The organism is Lentzea sp. NPDC004789 (assembly GCF_053601075.1).
In genome coordinates, this window is record NZ_JBSGBE010000010.1 from 38284 (window position 1) to 63178 (window position 24895).

Consider the following 24895-nt stretch of genomic DNA (forward strand, 5'->3'; position numbering starts at 1 on the left):
AGGCAACCTGATGTCCGACAACAACGGGGTGTTCGCCACGTTGCGCGCGACCCCCGCACCAGTCCGCTACCTCCTCGGCGGCGTGCTGATCAACCAGCTCGGCGCGTTCGTCCAGACGTTCATCCTGCTGTACCTGACCTTCCGCGGCGACGCGGTCGGCATCGCCGGCCTGTGCCTCGCCGCCTACAGCGTCGGGTCGATCTTCGGCACGCTGCTCGGCGGTGAGCTCACGCACCGGCTCGGGCCGCGCACGACGATCACCGCGGCCATGCTGGCGTCCGCGCCGCTGGTGGCGTCGATCCCGTTCGTGGCCAAGATGCCGGTGGTGCTGTTCGTCGTGGTGGGGCTCGCGGGTCTGGTGACGCAGGCGTACCGGCCGGCCGCGGCGGTGCTGCTCAGCGACCTGATGCCCGAAGAGCACCAGGTGATGGCGTTCTCGATGATGCGCATCGCGCTGAACACCGGCGCCGCGCTCGCCCCGCTCATCGCCGCGGGCCTGATCCTCGTCGACTGGGACCTGCTCTTCTACCTCGACGGCGCCACGGCGCTGCTGTACGCGCTCCTCGCGTACTCGCTGCTGCCTCGCGTCGAGGCACCGGAGGAGGAGCACGAGGAGAAGTCCACTGTGGACGCGCGGACCGCGTACGCCCGGATGGCGGGTGACCGCAAGTACCTCGCCTACCTGGCGGCGGTGTTCCTCGGCACGATCGCGTACGCGCAGTCCACCACGGCGTTGCCGCTGGAGATCGTCGCGGACAAGTACCCGACCGGCCTCTACAGCGCGGTGCTCACGATCTCGTCGCTGGTGCTCATCACGTGCGAGCTGAAGATCACGTCGTACATCGTCAAGATCCCGGCGCACGTGGCCGTGCTCGCCGGGCACCTGGTGAACTCGCTCGGCTTCGTCCTCTACGCCCTCGCCGTGCAGTCCGGGACGTTCGTGGTCCTCGGCGCGGTGTTCGCGGTGAGCGGGTTGATGATCGCCGGGCCGACCATGTTCGCGCACCCGGCGAAGTTCCCGGCGGCCTACAAGTCCCGCTACATCGGCACGATGCAGGCGGTGATCGGGCTCGCGTCCGCGATCGGACCGCTGTTCGGCGTGTTCACGTTCAACTCCCTGGGCGGGGCGTTCTGGATCGTGATCGCGCTGGTCAACGGCGTGGCCGGGCTGCTCGCGGTGTACGGCGTCCGCGTCGTGAACGAACCCGTCGAGGCGGGTGCGGCATGAAGCCCGTCATCGTCGTCGGCTTCGTCGGCGTCACGATCGGCCTGGTCGCGGAGTTCCAGCCGGACGACTCGGTGATCTACGTCGAGGAACCGGACGTGGTGCGCAAGCGGCACGTGCGCGACCAGATCGAGGGCGTCGGTTTCGTCCGCGGGCTGATCGAGTGGGAGTACCTCACGCAGGGCAAGGCGGACGAGTTCTTCCACACCTACCGCGACCTCGATCCCGCGGCGGTCGTCCCGGCGATCGAGTACGCCACCCCGTTCGCCGCCCGTCTCGCTGAACGCTACGGGCTGCCCGGTGCGACGTTCGGCGCGGCGCAGATCATGCGGGACAAGGCGTTGCTGCGCCGCGTCACGGCGGCCGCCGGCATCCCGAACCCGGCCAGCGTCCGCGTCACGAGCCCCGCCGACGTCCTGGCGTTCCTGCGCGGCGGGCCGATCGTGCTCAAACCGTCGAACCGGCAGGCGTCCGTGGGCACGCAGGTGATCCACGACCCGGACGAGGTCGAACGGGCCTGGGCGCACTGCACGGCGCAGGACGAGGGTGTCTTCGTCCCGGACCGGCCGATGGAGCTCTCCATGCTCGCCGAGGAGTTCGTCGACGGCGAGGAGTTCAGCGTCGAGATGCTGGTGCGCGGCGGAGAACCGCTGTGGGCCAACGTCACCGGCAAGCAACTGGTCCCCGGCCCGCGCCCGGTCGAGCTCGCGCACATCGTGCCGGCGGACATCCCTGCGGAGCTCGACGAGCTGCTCAAGGAGGAGACGGCGCGGGTGGTGGACGCGACCGGGTTCCGCGACGGCATCGTGCACTGCGAGTGGATCGTCTCCGACGGCGTCCCGCACCTCGTCGAGTGCGCGGGCAGGCTGGCGGGCGACGGCATCCTGGACGTCATCCAGCTCGCCTATCCCGTCGAGCTGCTGCGCTGCTACTACGCCGTGCTCAAGGGCGAGGACCCGCCCAGCGACCTGCCGGCACGGGCGAAAGCCGGTGCGGCCGTGCGGTTCCTGACGATCGAGCCCGGCCAGGTCGAGAGCGTCGAGGGCGTGGACGAGGCCCGGCAGCTCGACGGCGTGCACCTGTTGCAGGTGACGGTCGCGCCGGGGCAGCGGTTCGACGGCCTGCGCAGCTCGTGGGACCGCGCGGGCATCGTCATGGCCACCGGCGACACGGCCGCGGAAGCGTTGCGCCGCGCGGAGAACGCGGCCGCGACCGTCCACATCGAAGTCCGGTAATTCCCGGCCGGTCGGGAACGGTTCCTCTTCTTCTCGGGGAACTCCGTTGTCTAGCTTCAGTTTCGGCCGCGAAACCATCGAGGGGGCACTGTGACTGACCGAGAAGTCGGCGTTCTGGCGATCGGCGCGGGACCGGCGAACCTGGCGCTCGCCGTCGCGATCGAGGAGTCCGAGTCGGACCTGGCGGAGAGCACCCTCCTGCTGGAGCAGAGCCCGGACGTCAAGTGGCAGCGCAACCTGCTCATGCCGTGGGCGCGCAGCCAGGTCTCGTTCCTCAAGGACCTGGTGACGTTGCGCAACCCGCGCAGCCGCTTCTCGTTCCTCAACTTCCTGCACTCCCAGGGACGGCTCGACGAGTTCTGCAACCTCGGCACCTTCAGCCCGTTCCGCTGGGAGCTGTCGGACTACCTGCAGTGGGCCGCGAAGTCGTTGGAACGCGTGCAGATCCGCTACGACTCCCGCGCGCAGAGCATCGAGCCGACCCGGTCGGACGACGGCACGATCACGGGCTGGGAGGTGTCCCTCGTGGACGGTGACCGGATCCGGTGCCGCGACCTCGTGGTCGGTGGCGGCCGCGACCCGCGCATCCCGGACGTGTTCGGCGAGTTGCCGGCCGAACGGATCGTGCACAGCGCCCAGTACCGCACCAGGATCGCGCAGATCCCCAAGGACCAGCCGGTGCGCGCGGTGGTCGTGGGCGGGGCGCAGAGCGCGGCCGAGATGTTCTACGCGCTGCACCAGAACCTGCCCGAGAGCCAGGTGACCATGGTCGTCCGGTCGATCGGCCTGCAGAACTACCAGCACAGCAAGTTCGTGAACGAGCTGTTCTACCCGTCGTTCGTCGACGAGTTCTACGACAGCCCGCCCGAGGTGCGCAGGCAGATCCTCGACGAGATGCGCCTGACGAACTACGCCGGTCTCGCGCCCGAGTTCCTCGACAACCTCTACACGATGCTCTACCAGCAGAAGACGCTCGGACCGCAGCGCTCGTGGGTGCGGCCGATGACCGAGGTCGTCGCCGCCCGCGTGGAGAACGACGAAGTGGTCCTCGACCTGCGCGACCGCATGAGCGGCAAGGTCGAGCCGTTGCACTGCGACCTCGTGCTGCTGGGCACCGGCTACGACCCGCGCATGCCGTGGCTGGTCCGCGACCTGGCCGAACGCGCCGGCCTCGCCGAGATCAACGTCAGCCGCTGCTACCGCGTCGACCTCGGCGACTCCGCCTGGGGCGCCATGTACCTGCAGGGCGTGAACGAGGAGACGCACGGCATCGCCGACTCGCTGATCAGCGTCATCGCCCACCGCTCGCAGGACATCCTCACCGACCTCCTCGCCCGCCGCACTGGAGTGAAGGCATGAACCCCGCGATCCTCGTCATCGGCAGCGGCCTCAAGGTCTACCGCGAGTACCTCGTCGCGCCGATCGCCCGGCGCGCCAAGGCCGCGGGCATCGACCTGGTCCTGATCAACAACCTCAAGCCCACCTGGCAGCGCCAGTACTTCGACGAGATCATCGTCGCGAACGTCTTCGACTCCGACGTCATGGGCGACGCCGCCCGCGAGGTCGTGGCCCGCCGCAACGTCGTCGGCCTGATGTGCTGGGACGAACCGCTGGTGCTCGACGCGGGCCTGCTGGCCGCCGAGTTCGGCGTGCCGGGCCTGTCCGCCGCGGGCGTGCGCGGCTGCCGCGACAAGGAACGCACCCGTGCCGTGCTCACCGCCGCGGGCCTGCACCAGCCCGGTTTCGAGCTCACCACCACCGTCGAGCAGGCCCGTGCCGCGGCGGAACGGATCGGCTACCCGGTCGTGATCAAACCGCGCGCGATGGGTGCCAGCATCGGCGTCGTCTTCGCCACCGACGAGGCCGAGCTCGACGAGGCGTTCCACACCGCGCTGTCGGCGAGCGAGGTCGACCCCGGCCCGTACCGGGCGAGCGCGATCGTCGAGCGCTACGCGCCCGGCCCCGAGATCAGCGTCGACGGCGCCGTCCACAAGGGCGAGTACCTGCCGATGTTCGTGGCGCGCAAGCACTCCAGCGACCACCCGTACTTCGAGGAGGTCGGGCACGTCGTCGACGCGAACGACCCGCTGCTCGACGACCAGGACCTCATGCGGCACCTGGCGAAGGCACATCAGGCGCTGGGCATCGAGAACGGCATCACGCACAGCGAGGTGCGGCTGACCGACCGCGGCCCGCTGATCATCGAGATCAACGGCCGTCTCGGCGGCGACCTCATCCCGTTCCTCGGCCGCACCGCCACCGGCATCGAGCCCGGCGAGGTGCTGTTCGACGTCACGACCGGGCAGCGGCCGGACATCACGCCGACGCACCGCCGCGTCGCGGGCATCCGCTTCGGCATCCCGGAGCAGGACTGCCTGCTGAAGTCGATCACGCTGCCGGCCGAGGCACCCGGCCTGGTCGCGACCTCGCCGATGTGCGAGCCCGGCACGACGTTGCGCCTGCCGCCCGGCGGTTACCTGGCGCGGCACTCGTTCGTCGTGTGCGAGGCCGACGACATGCAGACCTGCCTGGAGCGGCTGGAGACCGCCGCCGCCCTGGTCGAGCTGGAGACCGAACCGGTCGGGCCCGCCGACCCCGACGCGCCTTTCGCGATGCCCGCGGGGCTTCTGGACGTGGACGAGTGACGGGCGTGAGGAGCGAGCAGGTGTCCACGGTGGCTGAGGCGGCCTTGGCGGCAGCCGGGCTTCTGGACGTGGACGAGTGACGGGCGTGAGGAGCGAACAGATGGCCACGGTCGCTGACGCGGCCCTCGCGCTTGCCGGGCTTGGGGGTGTGGACGAGTGACGACTCTGAGGAGCGACAACATGACCACGGTGGCCGACGAGCCCCGCACGGCGACCGAGATCATCGCCCGCGCCAAGGCCCTCGCGCCGGTGCTGCGCGAGCGGTCGGCCGAGATCGAGGCGGCCGGACATCTCCCGCCCGACGTCGTCGAGCTGCTGCGCGGCACCGGCGTGCACCGCATGTGCTTCCGCCGCGAGTGGGGCGGTCCCGAGCTCACTTCGATGGAGCAGACGCAGGTCGCCGAGGCACTCGCGTACGGCGACGCGTCCGCCGCGTGGTGCGGCATCATCGGCGCGAACACCGGGCTGCTGGCGAACTTCCTCGAACCGGACGTCGTGCGCGAGGTCTACCCGCGGCTGGACATGGTCACCGCCGGCGTGCTGGCCCCTGCCGGGCGCGCGGACAAGGTGCCCGGCGGGTTCCGGCTCAGCGGCCAATGGTCGTTCGGCAGCACCATCCACCACGCCGACTGGGTGATGTCCGGTGCGTTCGTGTTCGAGAACGGCGAGCCGTACGCGAGCCCGGACGGCAGCAACCCGCACGAGTCGCGCCAGTTCCTGGTGCCGCGGGACAAGGTGCAGATCCTGGACAACTGGGACACCACGGGCCTGCGCGGCACCGGCAGCTCCGACTACCGGATCACGGACGTGTTCGTGCCGGAGGAGCACACGCTGACGTTCGACAACCCGCGCTGCGAGCCGCACCCGCTGGCACAGCCCGAATCCTTCATGCGCAGCCTGTGCGGTGTTCCGCTCGGTGTCGCGCGGGCGGCGCTGGACCACGCCCGCGAAACCGTGCTGCAGCGCGTCGATCGCATGACCGGCACCGACTGGGCGGACATCTGGCGCGTGCAGGTGACGCTCGCCGAGTGCGAGGCCGACTTCAACGCCACCCGCAACGGCGTCTACTCCGCGATGACGCGGCAGTGGGAGGTCCTGTCGTCCGGCGGCACGCTCGACGACCTCACGATGAACGAACGCGCCGCGTCACCGATCGCGTGGCTGCACGCGTTCCGCACGTCGCGCTCGATCGTCAACCGGCTGTTCGACCTGTTGCAGACATGGTCGATCCACCGGTCCTCGCCGATGGACCGCTGGCTGCGCGACACCGCGACCATGTGCCAGAACCTCTCGGCGCAGGACGCGATTCTCGAGTCCGCGGGCGCGTACCTGCTCGGTCGCCGGCCCAAGTTCCGCATCTGCCTCGGCATCGTCAAGTAGGGGGAGTTCAGGGTGACCATGACGAGGACGCCCGCGGCGCAGACCGCGGCAGAGCTCATCGCGCGCGCCAAGGCGCTGGCGCCGTCGCTGCGCGAACGGTCCGCCGAGATCGAGCAGCTGCGGCACCTGCCGCAGGACATCGTGGACACGTTGCGGGACAACGGGGTCTTCCGCATGTGCTTCGGAAAGCACTGGGGTGGCCTGGAACTGACCTCGATGCAGCAGCTGGAGGTCGTCGAGGCGCTGTCCTACGGGGACGCCTCGGTCGGCTGGTGCTCCATGATCGGGTCGAACACCGGCATCTACGCCGAGTTCATCGACCCGGTGGTGGCGAAGGAGATGTTCCCGAACCCCGACCAGATCGTCGCCGGCCTGCTGCAACCCTCCGGCCGCGCCGAGAAGGTGCCCGGCGGCTACCGGCTGAGCGGGCGCTGGCCGTTCGGCAGCGGCATCGGCCACGCCGACTGGGTGATCTCCGGCGGCTTCGTCTACCAGGACGGGCGGAAGTACGCGAGCCCGGACGGCAGCAACCCGCACGAGTCGCGCCAGTTCCTCGTGCCGCGCGACCAGGTCGAGGTGATCGACAACTGGGACACCACCGGCCTGCGCGGCAGCGGCAGCTGCGACTACACGATGACCGACGTCTTCGTGCCGGAGGAGCACTCGTTCAGCTTCGACAACGTGCGCGGCCGCCGCGGGCCGCTCGCCCAGCCCGACGCGTTCACCCGCACGATGTGCGGCGTCTCGCTCGGCGTCGCGCGAGCCGCACTGGACTACGCCCGGGAATGCGTGCTGAAGCGCGTCGACCGCATGACGGGCACGGACTGGGCGGACATCTGGCGCGTGCAGGTGACGCTGGCGGAGTGCGAGGCGGACTTCAACGCCACCCGCGCGGGCGTCTACGGCGCGCTGGAACGCCAGTGGGAGGTCCTCGCCGCCGGTGGCACGCTCGACGACCTCGACCCGATCGACCGCGCGGCCTGCCCGCTGTCGTGGGTGCACGCGTTCCGCATGTCGCGCTCGATCGTGAACCGCCTGTTCGACCTGCTGCAGACGTGGTCGATCCACCGGTCGTCGCCGATGGACCGCTGGCTGCGCGACACGGCCACGATCTGCCAGCACCTCGCGGCGCAGGACCGGATCCTCCAGTCCGCCGGCGCCTACCTGTTGAACGCCAAGCCCGAGTTCGGCATCGCCCTCGGCATCGTCTAGTCCTGACCAGCGGGGGAAAACCGATGAGCAGAGGCCTGGTAACACTGGTCAACCCGAACAAGGTGCATCCGCCGATCGCGCCTTACGCGCTCGACGTGCTCACCACGTCGTTGGAGAGCGCCGGGTTCGAGGTGGAGGTGGTGGACCTGACGTTCCACCGCGACGACTGGAAGACGTTCCTGACGGAGTACTTCACCACTCGCGAACCGATGCTGGTCGGCATCACGGTGCGCAACACCGACACCGTGTACGCGTTCGAGCAGCGCCCGTTCGTCGGTGAGCACAAGGAGATCATCACCGAGATCACCCGGCTGACGGACGCGCCGCTCGTCGCCGGCGGCATCGGCTTCTCCACGATGCCGTTCGCACTCGTCGACTACTTCGGCGTCGACTTCGGCGTGAAGGGGCCGGGCGAGGTGATCGTCGTCGACCTCGCCGACGCACTCGCCACCGGCCGCGATCCGGCCACTGTGGACGGTCTGATCCGCAACACCCCGGACGGGATCGTCCGCACGTCCGGCATCCTCACCCCGCGCCCGCTGGTCGGGCCGACCGTGGTCAAGACGTGGCAGGTCGACGGTGCCGGCACGTACGTCAGGCGATCCGGCGACAAGTACAAGGTGGACAACGGCGAGTACTACCGGCGCGGTGGTCTCGCGGGCATCCTGACCAAGTCCGGCTGTGTGTACCGGTGCGCGCACTGCGTCGAGCCCGACGCCAAGGGCGGTGCCGTGGCCCGCCGGGACGTCGCCGCCGTCGTGGACGAGATGCAGTCCCTCGCCGCGCAGGGGATTCTCGACCAGCACACCACCGACAGCGAGTTCAACCTGTCGATCCAGCACGCCAAGAACGTGCTGCGCGAGATCGTGCGCCGCAAGCACGCCAGCGCCGCCAACCCGTTGAACGACCTGCGGTTGTGGGTGTACTGCCAGCCTTCGCCGTTCGACGAGGAGTTCGCGGATCTGCTGGCCGCGGCGGGCTGCCAGGGCGTGAACGTCGGCAGCGACCACATCCGCGCGGACGTGCTGGCGAACTGGAAGGTCACCGGCAAGGGCACGACGTACTACACGTTCGAGGACACCGAACGGCTCGTGCGGCTGTGCCGTGAGCGCGGGATCAAGACGATGGTCGAGGCGTTGTTCGCGATGCCGGGCGAGACCTGGGACACGATGCGCGACTGCGTGCGGGCGTTCATGGCGCTGGACGCGACGGTGACCGCGTTCTCGCTGGGGCTGCGGCTCTTCCCGCACCACCCGCTCGGCATCTCGCTCGCCGAGCAGTGCGCCGGTGTCCGCACGATGCCGGGCCTGCAGTCGAACACCGCGACCGGGCCGATCGTCCTCAAGCCGTTGTCGATGTGCGCGAACCTGGTCGAGTACGAGCGGCAGTTCATGTTCGACGAGCGCGGCGAGTTCCGGCTCGTCTGCTACTTCTCGCCGGACCTGCTGGAGGACGCGGGCACCAACACCGATCCGAACGGCCGCTGGTCGCGCACGGTCGAGTACCTGTGGTCGCTCGTCGACCCGGCGGACCACCACCGCGTGATGCTGCCGACGCTCGCGGGCATGAGCGAGTCGGAGAACAACTACGCCGACAACCCGTTCCTCATCGGCCTGACCAGCCTCGGCTACAAGGGCGCGTTCTGGTCGCACTGGCGGGAACGCGAGGAGATCCTGCGCGAGGCCCTGCTGGCGGGGGTCGTCCGGTGACGTTCGACAGCCTCGCGGCCCAGGTCCGCGGCCGGGTGCTGCTGCCCGGCGACGACGGCTTCACGTCGGGCAGCAAGCCGTTCAACGACCGTTACGCCGACATCGTCCCGGCGGCGGTGCTGTCCGTCGCCGCCGCGGACGACGTCGGCACGGCCATCAGGTGGGCACGGGAGAACGACGTGCCGCTCGTGGCCCGTGGTGGTGGCCACAGCTACGCCGGCACGTCCGTCAACACCGGACTGGTCCTGGACCTGCGCGGACTCGCGGACGTCCACGTCGATCCGGACACGGCCCTGGTCACGGTCGGCGGCGGAACGCGGATGCGCGCGCTGTACGAGGCGTTGCGGCCGCACGACATCGCGTTCCCGCTGGGCAACTCGGACGAGGTCGCCGTCGGCGGCCTCACCCTGGGCGGGGGAGTGGCGGCGGTGTCACGGGCGTTCGGCCTGACCTGCGACGCGCTCGTGAGCACCGACGTCGTGCTCGCCGACGGCAGCACGGTGACGTGTTCGGCCACCGAGAACCCCGGCCTGTTCTGGGCGTGCCGCGGCGGTGGCGGCGGCAACTTCGGCGTCAACACCTCGTTCACGTTCCAGGCCCGTCCGGTCGTGGACAGCGCGACCTGCCTGCTGCTGTGGGACTTCGGCCACGCGGTCGACGTCCTGCTGGTGGCGCAGGAGATCCAGCGCACCGCCCCGGACGCGCTGTCGTTGCGCATCGGCCTCACCAGCGGCGGCATGGTGTCCGTGATCGGCTGGCACCTGGGTTCGGCGGACGAGCTGCGCACGCTGCTCGCCCCGTTGACCGCGACCCGCCCGTTCCGCTGCGACATCGAGGACCGGACTTACTGGGAGGCCGTGGAGTACGTGCACCACGAGACGGCCGGTGGCGCGTTCGCGGGCCGCACCCGCACGACCTCCGTGCCACTGCCGGAAGAAGCGGTGCGCACGCTCGTCACGGCCGTCGGGAAGTGGCCGGGCAGCAGCAATCCCGACGGCGGCGGCGCGGCCCTGTTCGGCTGGGGCGGCGCGATCAACGCGGTCGGCGTGACGGAGACCGCGTTCCCGCACCGCGACGCGTTGTTCCTGGTGTCGCTGGACACCTCGTGGACGTCGTCGGACAGCCCGCAGGTGGTGCGCGACAACCTGGAGTGGCTGACCGCGCTGCACGAGGACATCGCCGAGCACACCGACAACGCGTCGTACCTGAACTTCACCGACCCCGACCTGGCCGACTGGCGGCAGGCCTACCACGGACCGAACCTCGCCCGGCTGGCCGAGGTGAAGCGCCGCTACGACCCGGACCGGTTCTTCCGGTTCTCCCAGGCGGTGTGAGCGCTCACACCGAACACGCCAGCGGACCGCCGTGGTAGGCGATGGCGTCACCGAGCGCGGCGGTCACGTTGATCTCCACCCCGTCCGCGTCGGCATAGGCGCGGTGCAGGTTGAGCACCAGGCGTTCGGCGTCCGGCAGATCGGCGAACTCGCCGAGATCGGCTTCCCGCGCCGCCTCCAGCGGCGTCCAGCCCTTCTCCCGTCCCGCCACGGCCGTGTCGCGCACGAACCCGTAGTACCGCCGGTGCTCGTCGAGCACCGCGGCGAAGTCCGCCCCGGTCACGATCGGCCCGTGGCCGGGCACCACGACGGCCGGTTCGAACGCGGCCAGCCAGTCGAGCGATCGCAGCGCGCCGTCCAGCGAGCCCATCGCGATCATCGGCGTGACCCGGTGGAACACCAGGTCACCGGCGAACAGCACGCGTTCCTCCGGCAGCCAGGCCACCGCGTCGCCGGCGGTGTGGGCGGCGTGACCGGGATGCCGCACCACGACCGGCTTCGTCCCCGCGTACAGCGTGACCTCGTCGCGGAACGACAGCGTCGGGGCGCGGACCGCGTCGACACCCCACTGCGGCGCCGGCGACCACACCGGCGGCGTCGCGGCGAGGATGAAGTCCTGCAGGATGCCCTGACGGGTGTGCTCGTGCGCCACGATCACGGTGGAGTCCGGCAGCAACGCGTTGCCGTACACGTGGTCGCCGTGCAGATGAGTGTTCAGCGCGAGGCGGACGGGCGCCCCGCCCGTGGCCGCGTCGACCGCGTCGAGGAAGAGCCGCGTGCGGCGGGCGGTCGCGCACGTGTCGACGAGCACGACTTCGCCTCCGGAGTGGACGGCGCCCGCGTTGTTGATCCACCACGTGCCGTCCGGCTGGATCCACGCGTGCACACCGGGTGCGACTTCCTGCAGCGAGGGTTGCGAGGTCATGGCGCACAACCTAACCGGCGGCCCGGTCGCGCTGGCCACGCGACAGGGGCCGCCGCATCGACGATGATCCAGTCGGCGACGGCGAGGTGACGAACGGGTGGTGCGCGTGGTGGACGAGGCTCCGATCTCGACGGCGGCGGAGGCGGCCCGGCACGAGCTGATCGTGTCCTTCGGCCGGCTGCAGGGCGCGGCCACCCGGCTGGAACACGTGCTGGGCCGGGCGATCGAGGCGGAGTGCGGGATCAGCCACCTGATGTACGAGGTGCTGCTCATCCTCGGCCGCGCGGGCGAACCGGGACTGCCGATGGGCGTGATCGCGCGGGAGCAGGTGCTCAGCAGCGGCGGCGTGACGCGACTGGTGGACCGGATGGAGGCGGCCGGGCTGGTGGAACGGACCCCCGACCCCGACGACCGGCGCGGGCGGCTCGTCCGGCTGACCGAGGCGGGGGAGGAGACGGCGGTGCGGGCCTCGCGGGTGCATCTGGAGAACATCAGGCGCTACTTCGTCGAACCGGTGCCGGAGGCGCACCGCGAGCGGTTCGCGGAGGACCTGCGGATCCTCAGCCACGCGGCACGGGACCTGCTGGCGTGACCGGGAACACCCCGCGCAGGAAGATGCTGTTGTGTCAGACAGTCGCCTGTGCGGGGCAGACGTGACCTGAAGCGAGGTCTCGTCCGTGGAGGCGCTCGGCCCGGAGCTGGTCGTGCGGGGGGCACCGGCTGCCCGGCGCACCGGCCGACGTCACCGCCATCGCGAACGCGCGCGAGCACCTCCTCGCCTTCGAGGAGGAACTGGCGTCCGCTGTGGACGGCCCGGCCCTGACCGAGGCGCTACCCGGACCACCGGCATGATCATCGGCGCGAAGGTCGCCATGGGCGAAATGACCTGGGGCTGGCCCGTCACCGCAGCTGGTCGCGGCGACGGGCCAGGTAGGCCGTCTCCGCGGTGTTGCCCGCCAGCTCGATCGCCCGGTCGTAGGCCGCCCGCGACTCCTCGCTGCGGCCGAGCCGCCGCAGCAGGTCCGCGCGGGTGACGTGGAACGGGTGGTAGCCGTCCAGCCGGTCCGCCAGCCGGTCTACGGCGGCCAGCGCCACCTCCGGGCCGTCGAGCTCGGCGAGGGCGATGGCCCGGTTGAGGGCCACGATCGGGGACGGGTCGAGGCGGACGAGCAGGTCGTAGAGCGCGAGGATCTGCGACCAGTCGGTGTCGCGGATGTCGCGGGCGGAGGTGTGCACGGCGTTGATCGCGGCCAGCACCTGGTAGCGGCCCGGCGCCACCCCGGTGGCGAGGCGTTCGCGCACCAGCCGGTGGCCCTCGGCGATCATCGCCGTGTCCCAGGCACCGCGGTCCTGCTCGTCGAGGGCGACCAGTTCGCCGTTCGAGACGCGGGCGGGCCGCCGGGCCTCGGTGAGCAGCATCAACGCCAGCAGCCCGGTCACCTCGCCGTCGTCCGGCAGCAGCGCGTGGATGAGCCGGGTGAGCCGGATCGCCTCGGTGGTCAGGTCCTGCCGCACGGGATCGGTGTCCGGGCCGGTGGCCAGGTAGCCCTCGTTGAACACGAGGAAGAGCGCGGCGAGCACCCCGGTGACGCGGGCCGGGAGGTCCTCGGCGGACGGCACCCGGTACGGGATGCGCGCCGCCTTGATCTTGGCCTTCGCGCGGGTGATCCGCTGCCCCACGGCACCTTCGGCGACCAGGAACGCGCGGGCGATCTCGGGCACGGTCAGGCCGCCGACCATCCGCAGCGTCAACGCCAGCCTCGACTCCATCGCCAGCGCCGGGTGGCAGCACGTGAAGATCAGCCGCAGCCGGTCGTCGTCGATGACGCCGAGAGGCTCGGGCGGGTCGTCGTCGTACGCCATCCGGGCCTCCTTCTGCTTGTCGTCGCGCTTGTTCTCGCGCCGGATCCGGTCGATGGCCTTGCGGGTGGCGGTGGTGGTCAGCCAGGCACCGGGGTTGGGCGGCACGCCGTCGGCAGGCCACCGCTCGACGGCGGTCGCGAACGCCTCGGCCGCCGACTCCTCGGCGAGGTCGAGGTCACCGAAGCGCCTGGTGAGCGCGGCGACCACCCTGGCCCACTCCTCGCGGTGGGCCAGGGCGACCGCGTCCCGGACGTCGATCACAGGAACGGCCGCACCTCGATCTTGCGCTGACAGACCTTCGACGCCTCGGCGGCGAGCTTGAGCGCCACGTCGAGGTCAGGGGCCTCCCACACCCACACGCCGGCGAGGTACTCCTTGGACTCCACGAACGGCCCGTCGCTGAACACCGCCTGCTCGCCGCGGTTGTCGACGACCGTGGCCGTGGCGGTGTCCGCGAGCCCGCCCGCGAAGACCCAGTAGCCCTCGGCGATCAGCCTCTCGTTGAACTCGCTGATGGCGGGCTGGGTGTCCGTCCTGCCGGGGTTTTCGTTGTCGTCGATCACAGAAACCAGGTAGCGCATCCGCAGATCCTCTCTCGTGGTCGTTCACCACTGCTACGAAGACCACGCCCCCGATCCGACAATCTCCGCCGAAGATCTTTCAGGGCAGCAGCGTGTCCGGCGAGATCTGCAGGGCGATGGTGATCAACGAGTGCACCCTCGTCGCGATGACCGCGAGCAGGCCCTGCAGCTCCGGCGAGGCGGCGTCCGCGGCGGCCTGGAGGGACTGCAGGTCGGTGTCGACGCGGCCGAGGATCGCCGCGACGTCGGCCTGCCGGGCGCTCAGCGCCGTCGAGATCTCCTCCAGGGGAACTCCGTGGACCTCCAGACGTTGAACCAGGTGGATCCGGTCCACGTCGGCGGGGGAGTAGAGACGGTAGTTCGACGCGGTGCGCTGCGCCGGGCTGATCAGCCCCAGCGTCGTGTAGTAGTCGACGGTGCGGATGCTGACGCCGGCTCGCGCGGCCAGTTCGCCGATCTTGAGCAACGCTTCAGTCACGTGCACCTCCTCCGTAAACCATACAGTGCCACGTGCTACTGTTGGTCCATGCCTGACGAAGCCGACACAGACGGCTGCAGTAGTACGCCGGGGCGAGCCCGGCTGAACGTTCTCACCGCCGCGGGTGCGGCATGTTGATCTTCTCCGGCCTGCTGGCGATCGTGGCTCTGACCCTCGCCACCGGCTATTTCGTGGCCCAGGAGTTCGCCTACATGGCGGTCGACCGGGGCCGGCTGCGGCAGCTGGCCGAGTCCGGCGACAAAGCCGCCGACCGCGCGCTGCTGGTGACGCGGAAGCTGTCCTTCATGCTGTCCGGCGCGCAGTTCGGCATCACGGTGACCGCGCTGCTGGCCGGTTACGTCGCGGAACCGCTGCTGGGCACGGGCCTGGTGAACCTGCTCGGGTTGCCCGCCTCGGTCGGTGTGCCGCTGTCGATGGCCGTGGCGCTGGTCTTCGCGACCGTCGTGCAGATGGTGCTGGGCGAGCTGCTGCCGAAGAACCTCGCGATCGCGAAGCCCGAGCCGCTCGCGAAGTGGCTCGCCTCGTCGACGCTGGTCTACCTCAGGATCGCCGGCCCGGTGATCCGCCTGTTCGACGCGGCGGCCAACAGGCTGTTGCGCGCCATCGGCATCGAACCGGTGGAGGAGCTGCCGCAGGGCGCGACGCCCGAGGACCTCAGGCAGATCGTCGGCGACGCGGGGGAGCAGGGGCACCTGGACCCCGAGCTGGCGCGGCTGCTCGACCGCGGCCTGGACTTCCGCGAGCTGGTGGCCGAGCAGGCGATGACGCCGCGGGTGAACGTCGAGTCGGTGCGGTTCGACGAGCCCGCGTCGCGCGTGGTGGAACTGCTCGCCACCGGTCACTCGCGCTTTCCCGTGGCAGGCCGGGACCTGGACGACCTCCGGGGTGTCGTCGGACTCGCCGAGGTGCTGACCCTGACACCGGAACAACGGCCGGTCACGCCGATCGGTGACATCGCCTCCTCCGCGCTCGTCGTCCCGGCGACGTTGCCGCTGCCGGCCGTGCTGGAACGGCTGCGGGCCGAGCGGCGCCAGCTCGCGTGCGTGCTGGACGAGTTCGGCGGGTTCGCCGGGGTCGTCTCGCTGGAGGACCTCGCGGAGGAGCTCGTCGGCGAGATCCACGACGAGGACGACCTGACCGAGGACGCGATCGAACGCGTCGACGACACGAAGTGGCAGGTGCCGGGCCGGATGCGGCTCGACGAGATCGAGGACGCGACCGGTGTGTCGCTGCCGGGCGACGACGCGTACGACACGGTGTCGGGCCTCGTGCTGCACCGGCTCGGCCGCACCGCCGAGGTGGGCGACGAGGTGGAGGCCGGTGACGTCACGCTGCTCGTGGCCGCGGTGACGCGCAACGTGCCGGACACCGTCGTGCTGACGGCACGGGTGCGGGAGGAGGTCCGATGAGCACCGGAACGTCTCTCGCGATCTCGCTGGTCCTGTTGGCGCTCAACGCCTTCTTCGTCGCCGCCGAGTTCGCGTTGATCGCGGCCAAGCGGCACCGCCTGGAGCAGGACGCGGAGAGCTCCCGTGCGGCCCGCGCGGCCGTCGCGGGTGTGCGCGAGCTGTCGTTGATGCTCGCGGGTGCCCAGCTCGGCATCACGCTGTGCACGCTCGGACTGGGCGCACTGGCGAAACCGGCGGTGGCCGACCTCTTCGAGCCGCTGCTGAGGCTCGCCGGGCTGCCGGACGCGGTGGCGTACGGCATCGCGTTCACGATCAGCCTGGTGCTGGTGGTGTTCCTGCACATGGTGGTCGGCGAGATGGCGCCGAAGTCGTGGGCCATCTCGCATCCGGAACGCTCCGCGCTGCTGCTGGCGCTGCCGTTCCGCGCGTTCGCGCACTCGGCCCGCTGGCTCCTTAGTGGACTGAACCGGACGACGAACGGCCTGCTGCGGTTGATGAAGGTCGAGCCGCAGGACGAGCTGGCGCAGGCCCACCGGCCGGACGACCTGCGGATGCTCGTGCGCCAGTCCGGCGAGCACGGGCTCATCCCGGAGAACCAGCAGCGCCTGCTCACCCGCATGCTGCAGGTCCAGCAGACCACGCTGCGCGAGGTCATGGTGCCGATCGCGCGGGCCTCGACCGTCACCGAGCACACGACCGCCCGCGCGATCGAACGGCGCAGTTTCCACTGTGGACGGTCGCGCTTCCCGGTCACGAACCTGCGCGGCGAGTTCGTCGGCCTGGTGCACATCCGCGAGGCGATGCGCGCCACGGCCGCCGGAACCGATCCGGCGGCGCGGGAACTCATGGGCCCGGTGCTGACGTTGTCCGCTTCGATGCCGGTCGCCGCCGCGGTCACCGCGATGCGCGCCGACCGCGCGCAGCTCGCACTCGTGTCCGGCGCCGACGACCGCGTGATCGGCATCGCCGCACTGGAAGACCTGCTCGAAGAGCTCATCGGCGACTTCGACGACGAGACCGACGCACCGCGCGTTGCGGTGCGCCAGAACTAACTCACACCCAGTCCCCTCAGGAGGAGACTTGTTCAAGCGGATGCTCAGCGCGTTCGGTGTCGGCGGACCGTCCGTCGACACCGTGCTGGACTCGCCGCACGCCGTGCCCGGCCAGGTGATCACCGGTCAGGTGCGCATCCAGGGCGGTACCGCGGATGCTGAGATCGGCCAGGTCGTGCTGTCGCTGGTGACGCGGGTGGAGGTGGAGCACGGAGACCACGAGTACGGCGGTGTCTCCGAGTTCTTCCGGATGATCGTGCAGCAGGGTGTGCGCGTCCCGGCGGGCCAGTTCCTCGCGATTCCGTTCCAGCTGCCGATCCCGTGGGAGACCCCGATCACCGCGGTCGGCGGCGGCCAGCTGCCCGGCATGACCGTCGGCGTGCGCACCGAGCTGGTCATCGCGGGCGCCCCGGACAAGGGCGACCTCGACCCGGTCCTGGTGCACCCGTTGCCCGCGCAGGACGCGGTGCTGAACGCGTTCGGGCAGCTCGGTTTCACGTTCCGAAGTGCCGACGTCGAGGCGGGCCGCCTGCACGGCGTGCCCCAGGAGCTCGGTTTCTACCAGGAGATCGAGTTCTTCCCGCCGGCGCACTACGCCGGCCAGATCAACGAGGTCGAGCTGACCTTCGTGGCGAACCCGCACGAGCTGTACGTGATCTTGGAGGCCGACAAGCGCGGCGGCATGTTCCGCTCGGGCGGTGACGCGTTCGGGCACTTCCGCGTGTCGCACCAGGAGGCTCCGGCCACCGACTGGGCGTCGGCGATCAACGGCTGGCTCGCGCAGGTCGCCCAGCGCGGCCACGCGGGGTACAACCCGGCGTTCGGCGGCCAGCCGGCCTACGGTCACCACGGCTACGACCAGCACGGTCACCACGGCGGTCACCACCGCGGCGGTCCCGGCGTCGGCGGCATGATCGCCGCGGGCGCGGCCGGTGTGGTCGGCGGCATGGTGCTCGGCGAGGTCGTCGAGGAGTTCTTCGAGGACGACGGCGGGGACTTCGCCTTCGACGAGTGAGGTGACCCGATGCCCGGCTCAGGGGACGTGCCCCCTGAGCCGGGCGTTCACCCGGTGCGGAGCGCTTCCTCGGCCTTCGTCCAGTTCGTCCGCAACCTGTCCACATAGGACTTCGCCTGGCCGTTCGGCTCGGCGCCCCGCGTGACCGCCAGCATCGTGCTCGCACCCGCGTTGTACCCGAGTGCCAGCAGTTCCTCGTGGGTGTAGGCCTCGGTCTTCGCCTGCGCCAGCTGCGCGGCGAGGTCGTGCACGTGCCAGGCCGCCGCGGCGACCGCGAGGGCGGGGTCGTCCGGCAGTTCCTGCCAGTCGCGGGAAGCGAAGTCGCGGCCCCGCTTGGTCTCGTCGAACGCGGCCTTGTGCATGTTCGCCACGCCGAACGCCGCGTCCGGGTCCATCTTCTGCCAGGCCCGTTCCAGCGCCGGGTCGTGCGGCTTGTACGACTCGTTGTAGAGGATCGCCATCAGCAGTTGCGCGCTCACTCCCGCGGCCGTGGCGTGTTGCCGGACTTGTGCCGCGTAGCGCTTCGGGTCCTGTTCGTCCGGGGCGGCCGAGGACGAGGTGACCGGGGCCGGGGCCGACGTGGTGGTCACCGGAGGCGCCGGGGGAGCCGGACTCGCCGTGCAGGCGCTGACGGCCGCGGCGACGAGCAGGACCGCGAACCGGCCGGCGTGAGCGGTCATGCCGGCTTGCCCATCACGCACTCCTGACGTTCGAAGCTCCGGCGCCATCGTAGCGACTCTGCCGAACGTGTGACGGGCACCTCAAGCCTTGCCCAACTCCGGGGGTAAATGCGTTGGTGCGGCTCGTAACCTCAGTACATGAGGTTACTGCTGTGGTCGACGCTGGTGTGCCTGTGCGCCATCGGTGGCGACCACGTGCTCGCCCTGCTGGCCGCCACCGTGCTCATCGGCTGCCTCAACGACCACCTGGCCACCCGGCGCGGTGCGCTGCCGCGCCGGTTCACCCGGTCACGCTGACGGCCAGCGGATCTCGTCCCACGGGATCTCGCGCGTGCCGCGGTGCAGCCACCGGGCGAGCCGTTCCAGCAGCCACGGTCCCTGCACGCCGGGGCGTTCGTACCCGAGCAGGCGGCCGCGCCACCGCGGGGTGATCAGGACGCCGGTCACGCGCGGCACGCCGTCCTGCCCGACGTGCGCGATGAGGTCGGCGACCCGGCCGAGCTCGCGGCCGGAGCCGTCGTGCACGACCCGGCCGAGGTAGTCACTCGCCAGCATGGTTCGCTCCGGGGATCCGGCCGATCACGTTGTCCCGCAACCACAGTTCCAGCGCGGGGGTGTCGAGCAGCTCGTGGCGGACCGACAGCTCGACGGCGCTGCCGACGTTCTTGACCACCTCGTAGGGAATGCGCAACGGCTGCGGGTCACCACTGGTGTGCAGGCGGCGTGCGACGGCCGCCATCGTGCGCCCGACGACGCCACCGATCCGCAGGCCGAGTGCGTGGTGTCCTATGTGGATCGCGACGACGCGCAGCACACCGTCGTCGCCGGCGGCCAGTTCGAGGTCGTCGACCTTGCCGACCATGCGGCCGTCGAGGTCGACCACCTGCCGGTCCAGCAGGTGGAAGTCGACGCGCAGCGGGTCAGGGGTCATCCGCCCATCCCCGTCACGATCATGAGCGGGACCGCGGCCACCGCCGCGACGAGGATGATCACGAGGTAGGTCACGCCCAGCGCGTTGGTCAGCCTGCCGTTGACCTGGTCGCCGAGGTAGTCGCGGTCGTTGGCGACCACCAGGATCGGCAGGTAGGTCAGCGGCAGCGCCACCGCGCTGAACACGAGCGAGATCTCGGTGACCGTGACCGGGTCCGCGGTCGTCAGCAGGATCGCGACGCCGAGCAGGATGCTGACGAGCACGACGGTGTGGAAGCGGGCGGCCTCGCGCGGCCGCACCAGCTTGCCCCACTGCCAGCCGAAGTACTGCGCGATCGTGTACCCGGCCGACAGCCCGGTTTCCAGCGCCGCGCCGAACGTCGCGGCGAAGATGCCGAGGATGACGACCGCGAGACCGAGCTTGCCGAGCGCGACCGCGACCGGCAGCGCGGTCTGGCTGATGCTGTCGACGCGCACCCCGACCGGTTCGAACAGCACCGCCGCGCACGCCATGAGCGCCAGCGACAGCAGGCCGCCCAACGGGAACCCGACGAACACGTTGAGCCGTGAGGTGATCAGGTCGCGTCGTGTCCACTTCTCCTCGACACCGCCGCTGGAGAAGAAGAACACCTCGTACGGCGTCATCGCGGCGGCGAACAACGAGACCGCGAAGAACCCGTACGTCGCCCAGTTCTCGCCGCCGGGCGGGCTCAGCTCGGTGAGCTGGCGGCCGAGGTCGCCCCACGGCGGATCCAGGCTGATCAACGCGACCACGAACACGACGAGCGCGAGCCCCGCGAGCCCGAACACGCGTTCCATGATCTCGAACTTGACCCGCCACAACACGACCCACAGCACAAAGGCGGCAATCGGCACCCACAGGAGATAGTGGACACTCGTCGCGAGCTCGACGGCGAGCGCGACACCGCCGATCTCCGCGCTCAGCGTGAGCAGGGTGACCAGGTACGAGCCGAGGAGGTTCACCAGGGCGATGCGCGGCCCGAGTCGTTCGCGGACGAGGTCGAACACGGGCCGGTTGCTGACCGCCGCCACCCGTCCGCACATCTCGGCGTACACGCAGATGCCGATCACACCGACGACCACGACCCAGGCCAGCCGCATGCCGAACCGCGCCCCGGTCTCGGAGTTCGCCACCAGGTCGCCGATGTCGACGAACCCGCCGATCGCGGTGAGGATGCCGAGCGTGATGGAGAACAGCCGCTTCACGACACACCGCCGAGCGCGTCCGCCAGCCGCCGCAGGTCGTTCGTGGCGGCGGCGAGTGCTTCGTGGTCGTCTCCGGCCGTCGCGACGTCGTTGATCCGGGCGGAGGACTCGGTCAGCAGCGGCAGCACCCGGTCGCGCAGCTCCCGCGAGCCCGGTCCGGGCACGTCCGCGTCGACGAGGTCGCTGATCGCCGCCGACACGTCGTCACGGGCGTCCTCGACGGCGGAGTCGAGGAAGAGCGTGGTGACGCGGCCGTGTTGGGCGGCGTCACCGAGCTGTGCCGCGGTGACCACGGCGGAGCGGGCGTCGCGGGCGCTGGTGAGCACCGTCGACCGGTATCCGTCCTCTGTGGGCGGCACGAGGTCGACGATCACGGCGGTGATCGCCGCTACCGCTGCCAGCCCTGCCACGATCCAGCCACGCACGATCACGCCATACCCGGTGCGGGCGCTCTCAAAACCGGTGAGGTGCGGGGTGCGCTCGCGTCCAGTCGTCCACGTGGAACGGCGCCACGCCGTCGACACTCGCCTTGACGCTCGACGCGTGCGCCACCACGTCCGCCGGCAGCCGCCCGTCGGTCAGGCCGAGCCGGCGCCGGTAGTCGGACGCGAGCGCCGCGGCGACCTCGTGGGCGGTCAGCGCGGGGGCGTAGTCGGCGAGACCCGCGATGGAGCTGGGTCGCAGGTCGTAGCCGAGCGCCTCGGACACGTCCGTGAGCACGGCGCGCACCCGGTCCGAGACGACGACCTGCACCACCGTGCTGAACAGGGAACCGGTGGCGGTGACCCGTTGCGCGGAGCCCACGACCTTCGCGGTGCCCGCGACGTTGATGCTGTACTCGCCGGGGCAGTACTCGCCGTCCACCTCGCCGACGCGGGCGTCGACGTCGCCGAGTCCGCGCAGCACGCGCACGTGGCTCTCGGCGTTCGCGGCGAAGGTGGCGCTGCCCGCGTGCCGGATGTCCGTGGTGCGGTCGAGGTGGTCGATCACGACGGCGCCGTCGTCGTAGGCGACCATCCGCCCACCGGGCGACCGGACCACCGGCTCGAAGCCCGCCGCACGCGCCACCCTGGTGGCCGCGGCGATGCCGGGGGAACGGAGGTCACGGCCGCTGAACGCGACCGTGGGACCGGACGGCACGTAGAGGTGGACCAGTTCCGACCACGCCGCCTCGGGCGCGCGCAGCAGCAGCGCCGGGATCACCAGGTCGGTGACCGCGTCGACGGTGTTTCCGGAGACCAGCAGCCGGTCGGGGTTCCTCGCGTTGGGCACGCGACGATTGTCCGTCACCCCTTCAGATACGGCGGCGCCACGCCCCAGCCCCACTTCGGCACCGGTGCCCCGTGCAACGGCGTGGCGCCGGGCGCCGAGTTGTGCACCGCCAACCGGGTGCCCCACTCCAAATAGGACACGAACGCGGCGCGGAACTCCGGGTCGTCCGGCAGCGCCACCTCGTCCGCCGCGTCCATCATGAGGTTCAGCCAGCGCCGCCGCTGCTGCTCGGTGATGGCCCGGCCGAGGTGCTTGGACAGCATGAACTCGTAACCGCCCCGTTCGGCGGTGTAGGTCGCGGGCCCGCCGAACACCTCGCCCAGCCACAGCGCCACGTGCCGCGCGTGGCCGGGATCCATGCCGGCGAACACCGGTGCGAGCAGCTCGTCCTCGGCCACGCGCCGGTAGAACGCCTCCGTCAGCCGCAGCAGGGCCTCCGCGCCGCCTGCCCAGGTGTAGAGCGAGGGTGTTGACTGGTCGTTGATCACGACGCCAACTCCAGCAGCACCCGCGACACCCGGCAAGTACGCACCTTTTGGTGAGGAGCGCCTGATGTACCACTGTCCGGTCGAGCTCGTCCTCGACGTCATCGGCGGCAAGTGGCGGGCGGTCGTGCTCGCCCACCTGAAGGAACGCCCGCACCACTACGGCGAGCTGCGCCGCAAGGTGCCCGGCATCAGCGAGAAGATGTTCGTGCAACGCCTCCGCGAACTGCAGGAGGCGGGCCTCGTCGCGCGGACCGAGGTGCCGCCGCGCGTCGAGTACTCGCTCACCGAGGAGGGCAGGAGCCTGGAACCCGCGCTCCAGGCGCTCTACGACTGGGGTGTGGCGCGTGCCGCCCGCACCGGTGTGGTCATCGCCGAGGCATGACCGCAGCTCACTCGGCCATCACCATGACGTCGTCCATACCGCCGTTCTCCCGCCACTGCCCGAGCAGGGCGTGGAAGGCGGCGGCGCCCTCGGCGAAACCCCGGCGCGGCACGGGCTTGCCCTCGTTGTTGTAGTAGCCGGGCGTGCATTCGAGGTGGAACCGGTAGAGCTCGTCGGAGTTCTGGCCGAGCGCCGACACCCAGGCCTCCACGGCCTCCGCGCTCGGCTCGACCCACCGGGCACCCCGCTTGCCCGCCTCGGCGACGACGGCCGCGAGGTGGCTCGCCTGCTCGTCCAGGACGTGCGTGAAGTTCACCGAGGAGGCGTTCTGCACCGCTCCCACGACGAGCAGGTTGGGGAAGCCGTCGGTGTAGAAGCCGTGCAGGGTGCGCGGCCCGTTGCTCCAGTGCTGCAACAGGTTCGTGCCGCCACGCCCGTACACCGGCAGCCGTCCGGTCATCATGTCCGACCTGCCCACCTGGAAGCCGGTCGCGAAGATGATGCAGTCCACCTCGTACTCGCGGTCGCCGACCACGATCGCGTGCTCCGTGACGCGTTCGACGCCGCCGTGGTCCGCGGTGTCGACGAGGGTCACGTTGGGGCGGTTGAAGGTCTGCAGGTACTCGTCGCTGAACGTCGGCCGCTTGCACGCGTAGCGGTACCAGGGCTTGAGCAGCTCGGCGGTGTCGGCGTCCCGCACGATGCCCTCGACGCGGGCGCGGACCTGGTTCATCTTGCGGAAGTCGAGGAGCTCCTCGGCGCGCTCGCGTTCCTCCGGCGTCAGCGAGTCCTGGGTTCCGCCCGCGGTCAGCTTCCGCAGCAGCCGGGCGCTTTCCGTCCAGGCGTCGCCCACCAGGTCCTCGTCGGCCTCGCCGCCGCTGACGATGTGGAGGAAGTTCTCCATCCGCTGCCGCTGCCACCCCGGTCGCAGGGCAGCGGCCCACTCGGCGTCGGTCGGCCGGTTCCCCCGGTAGTCCACAGTGGAGGGTGTGCGCTGGAAGACGTGCAGGTGCTGCGCGTCGCGGCCCAGGTGGGGCACGACCTGGATCGCCGTGGCACCGGTGCCGATCAGCGCCACGCGCTTGTCGGCGAGCCCGTGCAGGCCGCCGCTCGCGTCGCCGCCGGTGTAGCCGTAGTCCCAGCGGCTGGTGTGGAAGGTGTGGCCCGTGAAGGTCTCGATGCCGGGAATGCCGGGCAGCTTGGGGCGGTCGAGCGTCCCGTTGGACACCACCACGTACCGCGCCCGCATCCGGTCGCCGCGGTCGGTGGACACGATCCACCCGGCCGCGTCGCAGTCCCACCGCAGCTCGGTGACGGCGGTCTGGAAGCACGCGTCGCGGTAGAGGTCGAAGTGCCTGCCGATCTCCTGGGCGTGCCGGCGGATCTCCTCGCCCGGCGAGTACTTCCACTCCGGGACGCGGCCGAGCTCGTCCAGCAACGGCAGGTAGACGTACGACTCGATGTCGCAGTGGATGCCGGGGTAGCGGTTCCAGTACCAGGTTCCGCCGAAGTCCCCGCCCTTCTCCACCACCCGGATCGACCCGACGCCCGCCTGCCGCAGCCGTGCGCCGGCGAGCAGGCCGCCGAGGCCGCCGCCGATCACGACGACGTCCACCTCGTCGTGCAGCGGTTCGCGCGTGAAGCCGGGCTCGGCGTGCGGGTCGGCGGCGTAGTAGCCGAACTCGCCCGCGGCGTCGCGGTACTGCGCGGCGCCGTCCGGGCGCAGGCGGCGGTCCCGCTCGGCCCGGTACCTGGCGCGCAGCTCGTCGGGGTCGAAGCCGAGGTCTTCCGGGACCTCGTCGGAAACGGAGAGCACAGGACTTCCCTTCGTG

At 70.7% G+C, this 24895-nt stretch carries 26 protein-coding genes; 14 read left to right on the plus strand and 12 right to left on the minus strand.

The features are described 5' to 3' along the window. The first annotated feature begins 10 nt into the window (after positions 1 to 10). The 8 genes from ACWEIJ_RS23055 (at position 11) to ACWEIJ_RS23090 (ending at position 10740) form a co-directional block, all read left to right on the plus strand. Positions 11 to 1228 carry an MFS transporter gene (locus tag ACWEIJ_RS23055; RefSeq protein ID WP_449839271.1) on the plus strand — a complete coding sequence of 406 codons (1218 nt, stop codon included), beginning with the start codon at positions 11 to 13 and terminating at the stop codon, positions 1226 to 1228. After that, positions 1225 to 2460 (plus strand): ATP-grasp domain-containing protein, encoded by a 1236-nt coding sequence (locus tag ACWEIJ_RS23060; protein WP_449839272.1) that lies wholly within the window; start codon positions 1225 to 1227, stop codon positions 2458 to 2460. The genes ACWEIJ_RS23055 and ACWEIJ_RS23060 overlap by 4 nt, the downstream gene beginning before the upstream one ends. Before the next feature lie 90 nt (positions 2461 to 2550). Next, entirely contained in the window at positions 2551 to 3819 is a 1269-nt protein-coding gene (locus tag ACWEIJ_RS23065) for a lysine N(6)-hydroxylase/L-ornithine N(5)-oxygenase family protein (protein ID WP_449839273.1), read from the plus strand. After that, positions 3816 to 5105 carry an ATP-grasp domain-containing protein gene (locus ACWEIJ_RS23070; protein WP_449839274.1) on the plus strand — a complete coding sequence of 430 codons (1290 nt, stop codon included), beginning with the start codon at positions 3816 to 3818 and terminating at the stop codon, positions 5103 to 5105. Before ACWEIJ_RS23065 ends, ACWEIJ_RS23070 begins: the two co-directional genes overlap by 4 nt. Before the next feature lie 180 nt (positions 5106 to 5285). Further along, a complete protein-coding gene (locus ACWEIJ_RS23075) occupies positions 5286 to 6485 on the plus strand; it encodes an acyl-CoA dehydrogenase family protein (RefSeq protein WP_449839275.1) in 1200 nt (399 codons plus the stop codon). A gap of 18 nt (positions 6486 to 6503) precedes the next feature. Further along, the gene (locus ACWEIJ_RS23080; RefSeq protein WP_449839527.1) at positions 6504 to 7697 is read left to right on the plus strand and encodes an acyl-CoA dehydrogenase family protein; all 1194 of its coding nucleotides are present in this window, start codon (positions 6504 to 6506) and stop codon (positions 7695 to 7697) included. Positions 7698 to 7720: 23 nt separating this feature from the next. Next, a complete protein-coding gene (gene tsrT, locus ACWEIJ_RS23085; RefSeq protein WP_449839276.1) occupies positions 7721 to 9406 on the plus strand; it encodes a tryptophan 2-C-methyltransferase in 1686 nt (561 codons plus the stop codon). Beyond that, complete coding sequence (locus ACWEIJ_RS23090) at positions 9403 to 10740, plus strand: FAD-binding oxidoreductase (RefSeq protein WP_449839277.1); 1338 nt, start codon at positions 9403 to 9405, stop codon at positions 10738 to 10740. The genes tsrT and ACWEIJ_RS23090 overlap by 4 nt, the downstream gene beginning before the upstream one ends. A 4-nt stretch (positions 10741 to 10744) precedes the next feature. Here the strand turns inward: ACWEIJ_RS23090 and ACWEIJ_RS23095 are convergent, their stop codons facing one another. Continuing rightward, on the minus strand, positions 10745 to 11665 hold the full coding sequence (locus ACWEIJ_RS23095) for an MBL fold metallo-hydrolase (RefSeq protein ID WP_449839278.1): 921 nt from the start codon (positions 11663 to 11665) through the stop codon (positions 10745 to 10747). Between the two features lie 109 nt (positions 11666 to 11774). Between ACWEIJ_RS23095 and ACWEIJ_RS23100 the strand changes: the two genes are divergently transcribed. Beyond that, the gene (locus ACWEIJ_RS23100; protein ID WP_449839279.1) at positions 11775 to 12257 is read left to right on the plus strand and encodes a MarR family winged helix-turn-helix transcriptional regulator; all 483 of its coding nucleotides are present in this window, start codon (positions 11775 to 11777) and stop codon (positions 12255 to 12257) included. A gap of 308 nt (positions 12258 to 12565) precedes the next feature. On the opposite strand, the gene ACWEIJ_RS23105 is transcribed toward ACWEIJ_RS23100, so the two are convergent. From ACWEIJ_RS23105 to ACWEIJ_RS23115, 3 genes are all read right to left on the minus strand, one after another. Beyond that, the gene (locus ACWEIJ_RS23105; RefSeq protein ID WP_449839280.1) at positions 12566 to 13789 is read right to left on the minus strand and encodes an RNA polymerase sigma factor; all 1224 of its coding nucleotides are present in this window, start codon (positions 13787 to 13789) and stop codon (positions 12566 to 12568) included. Next, entirely contained in the window at positions 13786 to 14109 is a 324-nt protein-coding gene (locus ACWEIJ_RS23110; RefSeq protein ID WP_449839281.1) for a YciI family protein, read from the minus strand. Before ACWEIJ_RS23110 ends, ACWEIJ_RS23105 begins: the two co-directional genes overlap by 4 nt. A gap of 79 nt (positions 14110 to 14188) precedes the next feature. Next, entirely contained in the window at positions 14189 to 14587 is a 399-nt protein-coding gene (locus tag ACWEIJ_RS23115) for a MerR family transcriptional regulator (protein ID WP_449839282.1), read from the minus strand. A 131-nt stretch (positions 14588 to 14718) separates the two neighbouring features. Between ACWEIJ_RS23115 and ACWEIJ_RS23120 the strand changes: the two genes are divergently transcribed. The 3 genes from ACWEIJ_RS23120 to ACWEIJ_RS23130 are packed head-to-tail and all read left to right on the plus strand — an operon-like array spanning position 14719 to position 18084. Continuing rightward, on the plus strand, positions 14719 to 16017 hold the full coding sequence (locus tag ACWEIJ_RS23120; protein WP_449839283.1) for a hemolysin family protein: 1299 nt from the start codon (positions 14719 to 14721) through the stop codon (positions 16015 to 16017). After that, entirely contained in the window at positions 16014 to 17069 is a 1056-nt protein-coding gene (locus ACWEIJ_RS23125; RefSeq protein ID WP_449839284.1) for a hemolysin family protein, read from the plus strand. Before ACWEIJ_RS23120 ends, ACWEIJ_RS23125 begins: the two co-directional genes overlap by 4 nt. A gap of 28 nt (positions 17070 to 17097) precedes the next feature. Beyond that, positions 17098 to 18084 (plus strand): sporulation protein, encoded by a 987-nt coding sequence (locus ACWEIJ_RS23130; protein WP_449839285.1) that lies wholly within the window; start codon positions 17098 to 17100, stop codon positions 18082 to 18084. A 47-nt stretch (positions 18085 to 18131) separates the two neighbouring features. Here the strand turns inward: ACWEIJ_RS23130 and ACWEIJ_RS23135 are convergent, their stop codons facing one another. Then, the gene (locus ACWEIJ_RS23135; RefSeq protein WP_449839286.1) at positions 18132 to 18764 is read right to left on the minus strand and encodes a transglycosylase SLT domain-containing protein; all 633 of its coding nucleotides are present in this window, start codon (positions 18762 to 18764) and stop codon (positions 18132 to 18134) included. A gap of 138 nt (positions 18765 to 18902) precedes the next feature. On the opposite strand from ACWEIJ_RS23135, the gene ACWEIJ_RS23140 reads away from it, so the two are divergent. Beyond that, positions 18903 to 19061, plus strand: a complete 159-nt coding sequence (locus ACWEIJ_RS23140) for a hypothetical protein (protein WP_449839287.1) — start codon at positions 18903 to 18905, stop codon at positions 19059 to 19061. On the opposite strand, the gene ACWEIJ_RS23145 is transcribed toward ACWEIJ_RS23140, so the two are convergent. The 6 genes from ACWEIJ_RS23145 to ACWEIJ_RS23170 are packed head-to-tail and all read right to left on the minus strand — an operon-like array spanning position 19053 to position 22681. Next, a complete protein-coding gene (locus ACWEIJ_RS23145) occupies positions 19053 to 19319 on the minus strand; it encodes a PRC-barrel domain-containing protein (RefSeq protein ID WP_449839288.1) in 267 nt (88 codons plus the stop codon). The genes ACWEIJ_RS23140 and ACWEIJ_RS23145 overlap by 9 nt on opposite strands. Continuing rightward, on the minus strand, positions 19306 to 19695 hold the full coding sequence (locus ACWEIJ_RS23150; RefSeq protein WP_449839289.1) for a hypothetical protein: 390 nt from the start codon (positions 19693 to 19695) through the stop codon (positions 19306 to 19308). The genes ACWEIJ_RS23145 and ACWEIJ_RS23150 overlap by 14 nt, the downstream gene beginning before the upstream one ends. Next, positions 19692 to 20921 carry an NRAMP family divalent metal transporter gene (locus ACWEIJ_RS23155; RefSeq protein ID WP_449839290.1) on the minus strand — a complete coding sequence of 410 codons (1230 nt, stop codon included), beginning with the start codon at positions 20919 to 20921 and terminating at the stop codon, positions 19692 to 19694. The genes ACWEIJ_RS23150 and ACWEIJ_RS23155 overlap by 4 nt, the downstream gene beginning before the upstream one ends. Beyond that, positions 20918 to 21346: a hypothetical protein gene (locus ACWEIJ_RS23160; RefSeq protein ID WP_449839291.1), complete on the minus strand. Its 429-nt coding sequence runs from the start codon at positions 21344 to 21346 to the stop codon at positions 20918 to 20920. The genes ACWEIJ_RS23155 and ACWEIJ_RS23160 overlap by 4 nt, the downstream gene beginning before the upstream one ends. A gap of 28 nt (positions 21347 to 21374) precedes the next feature. Then, complete coding sequence (locus ACWEIJ_RS23165; RefSeq protein ID WP_449839292.1) at positions 21375 to 22193, minus strand: lipoyl protein ligase domain-containing protein; 819 nt, start codon at positions 22191 to 22193, stop codon at positions 21375 to 21377. A gap of 14 nt (positions 22194 to 22207) precedes the next feature. Beyond that, a complete protein-coding gene (locus ACWEIJ_RS23170) occupies positions 22208 to 22681 on the minus strand; it encodes a group II truncated hemoglobin (protein WP_449839293.1) in 474 nt (157 codons plus the stop codon). 64 nt (positions 22682 to 22745) lie between these two features. Here ACWEIJ_RS23170 and ACWEIJ_RS23175 point away from each other — a divergent pair, with 64 nt between their 5' ends. Continuing rightward, positions 22746 to 23063, plus strand: coding sequence for a winged helix-turn-helix transcriptional regulator (locus ACWEIJ_RS23175; protein WP_449839294.1), 318 nt, complete (start codon positions 22746 to 22748; stop codon positions 23061 to 23063). A 7-nt stretch (positions 23064 to 23070) separates the two neighbouring features. Here ACWEIJ_RS23175 and ACWEIJ_RS23180 read toward each other — a convergent pair whose 3' ends face one another. Next, positions 23071 to 24879, minus strand: a complete 1809-nt coding sequence (locus ACWEIJ_RS23180) for a flavin-containing monooxygenase (RefSeq protein ID WP_449839295.1) — start codon at positions 24877 to 24879, stop codon at positions 23071 to 23073. Between the last annotated feature and the right edge of the window lie 16 nt (positions 24880 to 24895).

Excerpts from the sequence above, each read along its gene's own strand:
- ACWEIJ_RS23060 (WP_449839272.1), top strand. The coding sequence starts at position 1,225 with ATGAAGCCCGTCATCGTCGTCGGCTTCGTCGGCGTCACGATCGGCCTG.
- ACWEIJ_RS23125 (WP_449839284.1), top strand. The coding sequence starts at position 16,014 with ATGAGCACCGGAACGTCTCTCGCGATCTCGCTGGTCCTGTTGGCGCTC.
- tsrT (WP_449839276.1), top strand. The coding sequence starts at position 7,721 with ATGAGCAGAGGCCTGGTAACACTGGTCAACCCGAACAAGGTGCATCCG.
- ACWEIJ_RS23140 (WP_449839287.1), top strand. The coding sequence starts at position 18,903 with ATGAGGTTACTGCTGTGGTCGACGCTGGTGTGCCTGTGCGCCATCGGT.
- ACWEIJ_RS23145 (WP_449839288.1), bottom strand. The coding sequence starts at position 19,319 with ATGCTGGCGAGTGACTACCTCGGCCGGGTCGTGCACGACGGCTCCGGC.
- ACWEIJ_RS23080 (WP_449839527.1), top strand. The coding sequence starts at position 6,504 with ATGACGAGGACGCCCGCGGCGCAGACCGCGGCAGAGCTCATCGCGCGC.
- ACWEIJ_RS23070 (WP_449839274.1), top strand. The coding sequence starts at position 3,816 with ATGAACCCCGCGATCCTCGTCATCGGCAGCGGCCTCAAGGTCTACCGC.
- ACWEIJ_RS23095 (WP_449839278.1), bottom strand. The coding sequence starts at position 11,665 with ATGACCTCGCAACCCTCGCTGCAGGAAGTCGCACCCGGTGTGCACGCG.
- ACWEIJ_RS23150 (WP_449839289.1), bottom strand. The coding sequence starts at position 19,695 with ATGACCCCTGACCCGCTGCGCGTCGACTTCCACCTGCTGGACCGGCAG.
- ACWEIJ_RS23175 (WP_449839294.1), top strand. The coding sequence starts at position 22,746 with ATGTACCACTGTCCGGTCGAGCTCGTCCTCGACGTCATCGGCGGCAAG.
- ACWEIJ_RS23055 (WP_449839271.1), top strand. The coding sequence starts at position 11 with ATGTCCGACAACAACGGGGTGTTCGCCACGTTGCGCGCGACCCCCGCA.
- ACWEIJ_RS23075 (WP_449839275.1), top strand. The coding sequence starts at position 5,286 with ATGACCACGGTGGCCGACGAGCCCCGCACGGCGACCGAGATCATCGCC.
- ACWEIJ_RS23120 (WP_449839283.1), top strand. The coding sequence starts at position 14,719 with ATGTTGATCTTCTCCGGCCTGCTGGCGATCGTGGCTCTGACCCTCGCC.
- ACWEIJ_RS23110 (WP_449839281.1), bottom strand. The coding sequence starts at position 14,109 with ATGCGCTACCTGGTTTCTGTGATCGACGACAACGAAAACCCCGGCAGG.
- ACWEIJ_RS23135 (WP_449839286.1), bottom strand. The coding sequence starts at position 18,764 with ATGACCGCTCACGCCGGCCGGTTCGCGGTCCTGCTCGTCGCCGCGGCC.